Origin of the sequence: Actinoplanes siamensis (assembly GCF_016862395.1) — a bacterium.
GTDB lineage: Bacteria > Actinomycetota > Actinomycetes > Mycobacteriales > Micromonosporaceae > Actinoplanes > Actinoplanes siamensis.
Map to the genome: position 1 here is coordinate 74,767 of NZ_BOMW01000020.1, position 11,649 is coordinate 86,415.

At 62.9% G+C, this 11,649-nt stretch carries 7 protein-coding genes and 1 pseudogene; 7 read left to right on the forward strand and 1 reads right to left on the reverse strand.

Annotated features, from left to right (window positions below; all coding sequences use genetic code 11):
• Positions 1 to 1,111: 1,111 nt before the first annotated feature.
• The 4 genes from Asi03nite_RS10650 to Asi03nite_RS10665 all read left to right on the forward strand — a co-directional run bounded on the left by Asi03nite_RS10650 (position 1,112) and on the right by Asi03nite_RS10665 (position 7,155).
• Positions 1,112 to 3,787 carry an HsdM family class I SAM-dependent methyltransferase gene (locus tag Asi03nite_RS10650; RefSeq protein ID WP_203678524.1) on the forward strand — a complete coding sequence of 892 codons (2,676 nt, stop codon included), beginning with the start codon at positions 1,112 to 1,114 and terminating at the stop codon, positions 3,785 to 3,787.
• A gap of 49 nt (positions 3,788 to 3,836) precedes the next feature.
• Complete coding sequence (locus tag Asi03nite_RS10655; protein WP_203678525.1) at positions 3,837 to 5,303, forward strand: restriction endonuclease; 1,467 nt, start codon at positions 3,837 to 3,839, stop codon at positions 5,301 to 5,303.
• A gap of 256 nt (positions 5,304 to 5,559) precedes the next feature.
• A complete protein-coding gene (locus Asi03nite_RS10660) occupies positions 5,560 to 5,889 on the forward strand; it encodes a transposase (RefSeq protein WP_239102591.1) in 330 nt (109 codons plus the stop codon).
• A 45-nt stretch (positions 5,890 to 5,934) separates the two neighbouring features.
• Positions 5,935 to 7,155, forward strand: a complete 1,221-nt coding sequence (locus Asi03nite_RS10665; RefSeq protein ID WP_203678526.1) for a restriction endonuclease FokI C-terminal domain-containing protein — start codon at positions 5,935 to 5,937, stop codon at positions 7,153 to 7,155.
• 199 nt (positions 7,156 to 7,354) lie between these two features.
• Here the strand turns inward: Asi03nite_RS10665 and Asi03nite_RS10670 are convergent, their stop codons facing one another.
• Positions 7,355 to 7,561 carry a hypothetical protein gene (locus Asi03nite_RS10670; RefSeq protein WP_203678527.1) on the reverse strand — a complete coding sequence of 69 codons (207 nt, stop codon included), beginning with the start codon at positions 7,559 to 7,561 and terminating at the stop codon, positions 7,355 to 7,357.
• Positions 7,562 to 7,998: 437 nt separating this feature from the next.
• Here Asi03nite_RS10670 and Asi03nite_RS10675 point away from each other — a divergent pair, with 437 nt between their 5' ends.
• The 3 genes and pseudogenes from Asi03nite_RS10675 to Asi03nite_RS10685 all read left to right on the forward strand — a co-directional run bounded on the left by Asi03nite_RS10675 (position 7,999) and on the right by Asi03nite_RS10685 (position 11,484).
• On the forward strand, positions 7,999 to 10,710 hold the full coding sequence (locus tag Asi03nite_RS10675) for an N-6 DNA methylase (protein ID WP_203678529.1): 2,712 nt from the start codon (positions 7,999 to 8,001) through the stop codon (positions 10,708 to 10,710).
• 141 nt (positions 10,711 to 10,851) lie between these two features.
• Positions 10,852 to 10,998: pseudogene (locus Asi03nite_RS39085) on the forward strand (helix-turn-helix domain-containing protein); the annotation flags it as partial.
• A gap of 168 nt (positions 10,999 to 11,166) precedes the next feature.
• A complete protein-coding gene (locus tag Asi03nite_RS10685; RefSeq protein ID WP_203678538.1) occupies positions 11,167 to 11,484 on the forward strand; it encodes a hypothetical protein in 318 nt (105 codons plus the stop codon).
• Positions 11,485 to 11,649 lie beyond the last annotated feature (165 nt).

Sequence of the window (11,649 nt, forward strand, 5' to 3'; positions counted from 1 at the left end):
GCCCGACGATCACCGCCGGTCCAGGCCCCGCCACGATCCGCTGCAGGTGCACACCGGCCTCCACCAACGGCACCTTCGCCGCGGGAACCGGCAATGACGAGTAGCCGCTAAACCTTCGTGAGCAACGACTCCAGCCAACGGCTCTGGAGCCGCTCCGACAGGCCGATCAACCAGGGCCGAGACTACCGCGGACAACCAGGGACAACCGCAGCCAACTTCCGAACCCCACGAGCAACCACGATCATGGAATCACCGGCCCGGATAGGGCCGGCGAACCCAAGCGAAGATCACCGTACGGGCGTTCGTGTCATCGAAGTGTCGTGATCATCCACATAGGAGAAACCAGTGCATCGACGTTCGACATCACCGACAAGGCGACCTGTCACGTCGATATTCGATCACTCCAACCATGAACGCCCTGCTAAACCAGACGCCCCAGCAGCGAGGCAGGCACAGAGAGAGGGCTCAAGAGCTGCTGAGTACGAACCGGCCACGAAGATCATCCGAAATCCGGGCGTCAACCGTACGCGCGTACGTGCAAAAACACGTGTCACGCCGCCACCGTTGCATCGATTCCTAGACATGCAAAAGGCCAGCTACGCTGGCCTTTTGTTAAGTCGGGCTGACAGGATTTGAACCTGCGACCCCTTGTTACCAACCGCGACCAAACCGAGATTGTCATCGACTGTCGCGCATCGCCAGTGAACTGCACAAACGCTGTCCGGCGGTGATAATCACTTGTCACTAGTCGTGAGCCTCAAGCATGAGTTTTCGGGGGATAAACGGGGGCCGGTGCCACCCGGGCGCCCGCATCGCGCTGCCGATCGGACAACACACGGCTCTCCCCTGCTTCCAACTCCGTCCTGCTCGCCGATATAGAGCCCATGGAGGAGCATCCGCAACCCGGGTCACTACGGTCCCCGTCTCTCTGCCTGCACCGACCCGCAGACCAGGTTGCTCCGCTTCGTCGGCCGCGATCCCAGTGAAAGCCCGCCTGAGGCTCCGCCCGCGCATGTGTCGAACTCCGGTGGTAAGACTGTCGGACAAGTCCAGCGATCCACGCTGACTTCGGCCACCAGGGAGTGCGGCAGTGAGAGACGGCTCGCAAGACATGGCCAACCTCATCTGGTCCACAGCCGACCTTCTGCGAGGCCACTTCCGCGCAAGTGAGTACGGTTCGGTTCTCCTCCCCTTCACTGTGCTCCGCCGTCTCGAGTGCCGCAATCTGCTCCGCGGGCAGAGCCTCGTCTTCCAGGTGCACGCCGGCACCGACCCACTCGATGCGCTCCGCGCCATGCACGACAACGCCCCGGCGGAGCTGGCCGGCCTGCTGGACCAGCTCGACCTGTATGCGATTGCCTCGCGACTTTCCGATCTTGGTCTCCTGCCCCAGGTCATCGCTCGGTTCGCCATGCTCAACCTGGGCGAACAGGCCGTCTCGGACATCGAGATGGGCTCGATCTTCGACGAGCTGGTCCGTCGTTTGGCCGAGACCATGGCTGACCTAAGCGGAGAGCACTTCACCGCGCCGGATTTGACTGCCCTGCTCGCCAAACTGATCCTCGCGCCTGATGCTGCTCGGCTGGCACGCCGCACCGCCCTGATCCGGATCTACGACCCGGTCTGCGGGGGCGGCGGCTCGCTCATGGCTCTTTGGGCCGCCGCCGGTCAGATGAGCCCAGTGGAGTTGTTCGGCCAAGATATCAACCGCGCTTCGTCCGCGTTGACCTCCGCTACCCTGCTGATGCACGGGCTCGACCCCGGCGGCATAGCCTTCGGTGACACCCTCAGCAACGACGCCCATCCCGACACCACCTTCGACTACATGGTCGCTGCCCCGCCCTTCGGCGTGGAGTGGAAGATGGCCGAGGAGCAGGTCAAAAACGAGGCCGCGCTCGGCGATGCCGGCCGCTTCGGCGCCGGCCTGCCGCGCATCAACGACGGATCGCTGCTGTTCCTCCAGCACATGCTGGCCAAAATGCGCCCGCCAGAGGACGGCGGTAGCCGCCTCGCCGTCCTCTTCCACGGCCGCCCGCTGTTCGCGGGGGCGCTAGGCAGTGGCGAGTCAGAGATCCGCCGTTGGATCTTCGAGAATGATCTCCTCGAAACCGTGGTGGCTCTGCCGGAGCGGCTCCTCTACAACACGAACATTCCGACGTACATCTGGGTGTTGACCAATCGCAAGGAGCCCAGCCGCGCCGGCAATGTCATCCTGATGGACTGCCGTCGGCACTTTGCGGCGATGCGCCGCTCGCTCGCCGGCAAGAGCAGATATCTGACGACCGAGCAGATCTCCGAGATCACCGCGATCCGACGGTCGGCCACCGCGACCGACACCGGCGCGCCCAACGTCGCCAAAGTCGTTCCGGTCGCCGACTTTCGCCACGAACGGATCGTCGGTGGTGTCCCTCGCGTCGGCTATCAGATCCGCCCGTTCGACTTCTTCTCCATCGCGCTCGGCGACGGTTTCGCGCCGCTCTCCTCGGTTGTGCAAGTCATTCGGCCCCTCCGTCCCGCTGGTGCGAACTGGCCGCTGCTCACCGCCAAGGATCTCGACCGGCCCGACCTTTCCGCAGCTGATCTCGACACCGTTGGGGGCAAGTCGCCGGTCACCCCGTGCACCGCTGGCGACGTCGTCGGCGGTCCCGGCGGCTGGCACCTGCTGCCACCCGAATTCGGTGAGGCCTTCACCCGCATGTTCGTGCTCCGGCCGCTTCGCCGCACCGGCCGCGCGCTATGCGAGTTCCTTAACGCACCGCAGAACACCGGGTACAGCTATGGCCTCCACCCACCCACCGACCTGCCGGTGCCGGCCGAAGTCCTCAACGACGAGCGGTTCAGCGACGACCTTGAGGACCTCCGGCGGTCCCGGACCGACCTCGCCCGGATCACCACCGGCATCCTGCCCAATGTGTTCGAGGGCACCCGCGCCGACCTGGCGGAGACCCGGCGCGTGGTCAGGGTCGCGCTCGCCGAGGCGGTCCTCACCACGGAACTGCTGCAACCGCTGGAGGACCCGATCTGGCGCGCTGAGTACGCATACCCGTTCCCCATCGCCGCTCTTGCCCGGCACTACCGGATCGCCGCCTCACCGGCCCAGCGCAAGGAAGCCTTGCTGAAATTGGGTGAGTCGGTCGCCCGCACGATCGGGGGTCTTGCTCTTGCCGTCCTGGTCGGCCGCAACGACAACCGGATGTCGGGCGCGCTGCGCGACCAGTTCAATCGCGCCGCGACCTGGGGCACCTGGAACTGGATGATCAAGAACTTGCGAACGCCTGGCCCGGTGCCCGAGCTTCCCGAACTCGACAGCATCCTTGACGATAACGGCACCCACAACCTCCTCATCCAAGCCCTCAAGTTCCGCAACGACTCCGGGCACTCCTTCGGCGTCCAGCCCGCGCATGAGCTGGAGGAAGAGATCGCCCAAATCGAGCCGGTCGTCCAGCTCACCCTCGAGTCCGCCAGCTGGCTTGCTCAACTTCAGTACGACCTGGTCGACCGCTGTGAGTACACCGGCACCGGCTTCCGCCTGATCGGCCGGCGGCTGCGCGGCAGCCACCCCGACTGGGAGCCGTTCGAACGCCTGGTCTCCGACCCGGTCACCCCACACCGCGTCTACGTCAATGGCCCCTCTAATGCAGCGGCCATCGAGCTGTGGCCAACCGCCAGCGCCGAACTGTGCCCCAAGTGCCGCCAGTGGGAGTTCTTCGTCATCAATGAGGTCCACCGGCGCACGGCGACCCTGCGAAGCGGCCGTGACCACGAGATCGACCGCCAGCTGACCTGATAGCACCGGTAACCTGCGCTAGCGCTGGTGGAAAGGTTGGAGGCCAACGGTGACATTTGGCTCTGATTGGGATCTGGGCGAGCAGCTCAAGGCACTGGATCAAGTTGCCGATGCGCACGGGCGCGGACTGCGATTCGAGGGTGTGATCGCGGATCTGTTTCGCGCGAACCGGTTCGAGGTGAGGGCGAGTCCGGGGATAGCGCGACCCCGGCAGACGGATCTGCTCGCCGTCCGTGGTAGCGACCGGTACCTCATCGAGTGCAAGTGGCGCTCCTCGAAGGCTGACATGGACGACATCGACGGCCTTCGAGCACGACTACGGCGCACGTTCGGTGCCACCGGCCTGATGATCAGCATGGAAGGCTTCTCAGGGACTGCGATCTCTGACGTGTCGATCCACCGCGACCAGCCGATCCTGCTGATGTCGGGAGCCGAACTACGTAGCCTGGGAATGCGGCACAGCAGCCTGCTCGACATGCTCTGGCGCAAACGGGAGGCACTTCTCACCGACGGCCGAGCAATCGTCGACGAGCCAGACCAGCACCGACGCACAGTTCAACGGCCCGCGCTACCGGAGTCACCCGTACGGTTTGTGATCGGTGGCGGCGAGCCGGCCTCCACGATTGGTTTCGCTGGTCATTACGGACAGGTTGCCTTCGCCCGCGAGTTGCATGACATCGACTGGGTGCCCGCCTCGGGTAACGGCGTCACCCTCGACGTGTCGCTGCCAGCCCTGACCGAGGACGGCATCCTGGACGTGTTGGCCAAGCTCGCCGACCTCGGCTGGGCATCACCTGACGCCTACTGGAGCATTCAGCAGACACATGCCGTCTGGCACGGTTTCGGTGCCGCCGCGTTCGCCGACGCACTTCCCGACTGGTCAACGCGAGCTGCGGCCGACGAGGCTCACGACAGTGAGGAGTTCTGCTACATCGACCGCTGCGCAGGTGGGTTCTATTCGCTGACGGCCACGCTGCCGGCACACGAGTACCGGTGGGCACGCAGCGTCGTACTGAGCTTCCAGTTCCAGGGAATTCCCTTGGACACCAGCCCTCTGCTGCAGCTTTGCCACGCTATCGGCGTGCACGACGAGGTCTACTTCCGGCCACGCGACGAAAAATCGGTGAACCGGATCCAGCTGCCCGCGTGGACGCGACCGATCGAAGCGGTGCATGCACTCGTGACCGTCCCCGACCCGATCCTCGGTAGGGACTTCGTCAGCGGGTTGGTAATTCCCAATCCGCTGCGCGACCCGCGCTGGCGTGACAAACGCCAGGGACACGATCCTGATCTGGGGCCTTTGGACGGCCTGTACGGCCTCGAAGAACTCGAATACCTGATCTGTAGCCTGAGCGACTTCCACCTTGCAGATGATCGAACTTACACGTACCGCCTCAAATACGTGGAGACGGCTCGCACCTCCGAAGGGCGCATCGTCCTACCCAAAGCGCACTGGGAATACGCCGACGAGAACGAGGACAACCAGCAGGAAGCTATCCCGCTCTTGCGGGCATAGTAGCCCGCACCTCTGCATGCGGACCCCGTCTTCATCATGGCCACATGCTGTACCACTCACGCAGCGACCGGCCCTCCCGGTCCGAGCTCGGACGGCGATGTTCATTCGTGACACGGACGGCGCCGGCTTTGCGTCACCGCGGCGGGTCGCAAACAGCGCTCTTAACCATGAACGGGGGACGCACTCCGCGTCCCCCCGGCGCACCTGAGCATATGGATCCTGGTCAGCGGGCGAGTTCCTCGACTTCCTCAAGAGCTTGCGCCGGCGCTGGCCAGGCGAGACGTTGCATCTGATCCTGGACAACTTCTCCCCGCACAAGCACCCCAGCGTCCGGGCCTGGTGCCAGGCCAACCAGATCGAGCTCGTCTTCCTGCCGACCTACAGCTCGTGGCTGAACTGGATCGAAGCCGAGTTCGCCGCTCTGCGTTACTTCGCACTCAACGGCACCGACCACCGCTCTCACGCCGAGCAGGACGCGGCGATCGGTGACTACATCCGCTGGCACAACCAGCGTGCCCGTCCGAAAACCGGGTACGCGACCAAGTCCAAGATCCGCCACCCGGATTACCCGTTCAAGGTCGCATGACGCGGCACTAGTCGTGTGACCGCCTATGTGGTTCACTCGTGGACTATGAGTAAGTCACCGTGGAATCCATTGGAACCAGCGAGCCACTACTTGGCTCTCACGCCTGCGGAGGCACTAAAAGAAGCTGAGGCCTTGTTCAGGGACTGGAATGCAGCGATCCTCCGAGACTCGCAATTCATTCGACACAAGTCGCCGAATGCTGATATTGAGAACGATGCAGATTGGCGACTTTTGAGCGTTCGACTCGGCAGCCGTTTTGTGTGGGCGATGGAGAAGGCCGAAGAAGTGATCCTTCGGAGTGGATACCGCGGGTGGACCCCCTTTCTCCAAAGCAACTTTTTGAACTCCAAATTCGCACCCGGAAATGTTGACTCGGCCATAGAGAGGCGACTAAAGAGTGAATATTTGTCGGGTCTCTGGCACTGCTATCTACTGGAGAATATGGGATCCAGCAATCGTATAGTGGATGAGAGCTGGGACAGATTCATATATTGGGGAATGCAGCATCTATCTGAAGCGGCGGCAATGGGAGGAAGGCTGGAACACTTACAGCTTTCGTCTCAGATGACGGCATTTCTGAGCCGTCGAGCGCGGGCAGCCTCCGAGGCCAGAGACAAACTCAATCGGAAGATGGATGAACTATTCACCGGATCGGTTGTGCGAACTCGTGAATTGCGTCAACTAGCGAACCGTTCTGACAGCATGGTGCAGCGCTACGGAGAGAAACAGGTCGAATCTCGGTTCGAACAGCAACTTAGCCTGCTTTTTCAGTCATTTGGATTTTACGTGGTTAGCACGGCTAAGGGCGAACGGCGTGTGGATTTGATCTGTCTCGCTCCCGCGCACGGAGGACCATCCTATTCGATATTTGTGGAAGCCAAAAGCACGAAGGGAAGCTATAGCCTGCCCACCAAGGATTCGCGAGCTCTAGAAGAATACATTCAGAGGACATCAACTCTAACCACCATTCCGCCACTACGCATGGTCCTTATTGTTGGCCCCGCTCCCGCGTCAACGATTGATGCGAAGTTGAAATCATTGGAAGTTGCGACTTCCGTGCCGATCAGATATTGCGAAGCAGCTTTCTTGGGTTCTCTTCGAGACTCGATATCAGGGCCACTTTCATTCCAGGATTTCCTACGTGAGCTAAATCTCTCAATGCACGTTGTTGATAGAGAAGTCATAAACAAGCTTCGTGACGCCGACAAGAGTCATCGTAAGATACATACCGACTTCGTCACAGCGTTGCTGAAGGCTGGCGAATAATGTCATCCCGTCACGTTCGACCCGCCCATGTGGGAGCGGACTCTGCCGGCGCCCGCCCGCCGGAGGCGCAGTAACCCCAACGGACCACTGACGCCTGACAGCGAGCTACGGCTGGGGGCCAGCGGTCACGGTGGTGATGCGGTGCGGTTCGGCATTGCGGTGGGTCAGGGCCGTCCGACCTCGCGATTTTCGATCAGTTTTATGAGCTGAGCGTACCGAACCGGACTTTGTCGTCCGGCAGACTGCCGGCGGCTGTCGTGACCAGATCGATCGCAGACGCCAGGTCCGCTGCATCGTCGATGTCGCTGAGCGCCGTCAGCAGCGGATCGTTGGAATCTCCGAGCACCTCGACGACCACCGTGCGCAAGTCCGTCAGGACACGATCGGCGTCCAGCAGATCCTGCACGATCCCCACACTGATCGCCACCCTCGGATATCGGTCAGGGTTCCGCGCGGACTCGAAGTTGCCGGCTTCCACGGTCCGACGTGGCCATACCGGCCGAGGAACCCGTCGACTGGCCTCAGCCAGGCACGTTGCCGAATGTGATCAACGTGAAATGGTCAGGTTACGGTCGCGGTTTGGTCGCCGTGGCCGCCGCTCGACGGTTCGGTGCTCATGACGATGAACTGCTCGCCATCGCTAGTGACCTGGCGTGGACAGCGATCCGCCCACTGAGGTCCAGGCAGGCCCTACCCCTCTCGTTGAACCGGTGCCATCACACATCAACCGCCTCAACCTGACGGTCGCCGCCGTCGTCCGCTGCAGCGGCATCTACTGAGCTATCCAACTGGAGACCCTCTAATCTGCTCATTGCCACCATCACACCCAGAGGAGATAGATCCATGGGATCGTCCAATGTCGTGCAGGCGATCTTGAGCTTGCTGGACCGCCTCAAAGCGACAGGCCGTAACCCCTTGGGTGCAATCGGTCATATGGCATCCAACATGGCCAGTTGGGCGGCAGAGCGGGATCAGCGGCCGTTGCCAGCGTTGCTGCATGAATCGATCAAGAACAGCGACAGCCAGCCCCCGGATTGGTTCACCCAGTTAAATGACGGCGAGAAGGCAGACGCGCTACTGAACACTTTCCGTTTACTTACCCTTGCCCGGAGCGGACAAAACTACAGCTCTTTCCTGTCCGACAACTCAATTCGGCAGGTCATGCACACCGCCGCGTTCGCGCGGCTGAAGCCGGGCAGCGGAGACCTCACCATTCTTGACCCCGCCGCGGGCTCAGGAGCGTTGCTGCTCGACGCCGCCCGCGAGGCAGCGAAGCTCGGCTACCGTCCGGTGCTGCGTGGCGTGGAGATCAGTCGGGACGCCGCAGTGCTCGCCACTGCGGTCCTGTTTATTGCGGGCTTCGACGCCGATATCCACGTCGCGAACACGCTCACCCATGATCCTTTCCCATCCTTGGCCGTGGACCTGACTCTCTCGCACCCGCCGTTCGGCCAGCATTGGGGCAAAGAGGCAACCGCCGTCCGTGATGCGCACAAAGCGGGCAGGTTTGCCGTTGGACTGCCCGGCACGTCGGATACGAGTTGGCTCTTCGCCGGACACCAGGTGGAAAAGCTGGCCGACGGTGGACGTGCGGTAATCCTTCTGACCAGGCAGGCACTGACGTCGGGCGACAGTGATGCGGTACGCCAGCAAGTACTCACGTCTGATCTGCTGGAATCGGTGATCGCGCTACCCAGCAGGATCTCTCCGGACACCAACACGCCGCTCGCCGCACTGGTTCTGGCCAGCGCCAAAGTCCCAGCGCTGCGCAGCAAGGTTCAAATCATCGATGTGCGAACCGCCTCACGACAGGCAGAGCCGGACTCGGGCGAGTCGCCGAGAGGGATTCGCGCCCAGTCGCTGGCCGCTCTGCGCGACGCTCTTCAGGGAGCACGGAACGGCCCGATGAGCCGGGTCGTGCCCACCGAATTCTTCATCCAGGAGCACCGCACGATCAGTACCGGTCCGCACCTGTCGTGGACCATGGACGTCGGACGCCACAGTGCCGAGAAGGAGGTACGTAAGCGCTACGGTCCGCTGCCGATCAACGTGGGCGAACCCAAGCGGATCAGCTGCCGCATTGAGTTCGACCGGCTGTTCGACCCGGCCGCCTCCGCCACCACCGACTGGTTCGACCGCACCAAGTGGCCCGCCACCCGGCTGTCCGCGCTGTTGCTCAACGCTCCGACTACGGTGTCCTCCGCCGATCCGGTCGGCGAACCCGCCGATGTCGTCTCGCTGGCCGTCACTCCCCTCCCAGACGCGGTGGCGGGTGTGATCACCGCGGAGGCTGCGGGCAAGACCCGCTACCTACGGATTGAGGTCGACACCTCGTACATCCTCCCCGACTACCTGGTGAGCTGGCTGAACAGCCCTCACGGCCGGGATGCCCGGGTCCGAGCCAACGCTGCGGCCAGCTCGGGCGCCGTCATCAACGCAATCCGGAGCCAGCCGCGCGCCCTGCTGCGGTTCTGCGACGAGTTAGTCGTACCCCTGCCGCCGCTGCCCGTGCAGCGCGCGCTGGCGACCGCCGAGGCTCGATTATCCGCAGTGTCCGAGCTGGTCGATGCCGTCCGGCGGGACGTTTGGGACAACCCCACTAGAATCGGCGAGGTGAAGCAGCGGTTCGACCCCCTCTTCGATCGTTCGCTGGCAGGCTGGGCGGCCGACCTGCCGTACCCGGTTGCCTCAGCGTTGTGGACCTTCGAGACTCAGCGGTTGAACCGGCACGCCGCGCACGAACAACTCATGCTTGTCTGGGAGGCATACGCCGCGTTTTTCGCCACGGTACTGCTCTCCGCGTTGGCGCAGGATCCGCACTTGCTGAGCGAGGAACTGCCCGCGCTGCGGGAGAGCCTCTCCCGCGGCCGGCTCTCCTTCGAGCTGTCGACCCTTGGCACCTGGAGCCACGTCGTGCAACGACTGAGCAGTCAGTTCCGCAAGCGACTACGCTCAGCCGACTCCGCCGAGCGGCAGGGCGCGGTCGACCTCTTCGGCGGGGCCTCAGCTGCGGCCCTCGAACAGTTACTCAGCGCCGAGGTAGTCAAGCTGGTCGCGGACGCCAACAGCAAGCGCAACATGTGGAAGGGGCACCCCGGCACAATTAACGAGGCAGAGCTGAACGAGCACATCGACTACCTGACTCAAAAGCTTAAGGCGCTGCGGGAAATTACCGGCAGCGCCTGGGCGGAGCTGCTCTTCGTGCGAGCCGCCGGTGCGTACCGGAAAAAGGGCGTAGTCAAGCAACACGCAGAGCTCGTCACCGGAGTGAGCGTGCCGTTTCGGCCCATCGAGCTGACCGTCGGCGAGATGATGGAACAGGACGCGCTTTATCTTTGCGTGGACAACACGGCCCGACCGCTGCCCCTGCTTCCCCTGGTCCAGGTGCGTAGGCAGTCCGGCAGCGCCCAGGACACCTGCTTCTTCTACAGCAAGCAGGAGTCCGGCAAGACCCGGATGATCTCCTATCACCTAGGCGCGGCGAGCGAGATGGCCGAGAAGTTGCCGGAGGTCGACGAGGTGATCCGCATGCTGGCCGGCATCGAAGGCGAGTGACTTCCCATTTAGCATGCCAAGCTCTTCGGCTAGCTCGCAACTTCCTCACATGATCGTTCGCGCAAAGTGCTCGGCGAGTTCAGCCGGTCGTAGCATTTGATCTTGACCGTTCGGTGGGACAGGATGTCCGCCGTGCGCAAAATGTTGACCTTGGCTGATCGCGAAGAGATATCGCGTGGTCTTGCTGAAGGCCTGGAGTACAAGGAAATCGCCCGGCTGATCGACCGGAACCCGTCGATCATCTCGCGGGACGTCGCCCGCCACGGTGGTCGCGCCGCCTACCGGGCCAGGGTCATTGCGTTGTTGGGTAACTGCTGGTCACGGCGGTGATCAGCAGTTACCCAACAACGCAATGACCCTGGACAGCGACCTCTGCTCGATCACACGAAAACCGCGTTTCATTTGTTTGCGAGCAGTCGTCCGCAGAGGACGCGCTCAAGACAAGGAGGTTTCCTCGTGAAGCTGTACGTGGACACGACCGGCAAGCAGGTGACGGTGTCGAAGCAGCCGGAGCCGAAGAATGACCAGAACGGCAACCAGCGTTCCGAGAAGGGAACTGGCCGGCTGATGTGGTCGACCCAGGTCTTCGTGCTCGACGAGACCGGCGGCGAGGTCATCAGCGTGACGACGGCGGGAGAGAAGCCGAACGTCACGGTGGGGCAGCTCGTCACCCTCGAGCAGTTGGAGGCCATCCCGTGGGCGACCAACGGGCGTAACGGCGTCGCGTTCCGCGCGGTGTCGCTGAAGCCGCTCTCGAACACTTCGGCGAAGTAGGCGCTTCGCATCCCATCCGTACTGCCGCCCACGTGTCCGGGGCACATCTGATCTGAGCAGCCTTACCGCTGCTGAACCCCTGCTCATCCTGGCTGGCCGGGACGAATTCCGTTCCGGCCTCCGGCCGTTCTACCCGGCCAATTCTCTTCTACCTGAAAGGAACTA

What these genes read in the sequence shown, in the direction of transcription:
- Asi03nite_RS10650 (WP_203678524.1), top strand. Translation starts at nt 1,112, where the DNA reads ATGGCCAACCTCATCTGGTCCACAGCCGACCTTCTGCGAGGCCACTTC.
- Asi03nite_RS10675 (WP_203678529.1), top strand. Translation starts at nt 7,999, where the DNA reads ATGGGATCGTCCAATGTCGTGCAGGCGATCTTGAGCTTGCTGGACCGC.
- Asi03nite_RS10665 (WP_203678526.1), top strand. Translation starts at nt 5,935, where the DNA reads ATGAGTAAGTCACCGTGGAATCCATTGGAACCAGCGAGCCACTACTTG.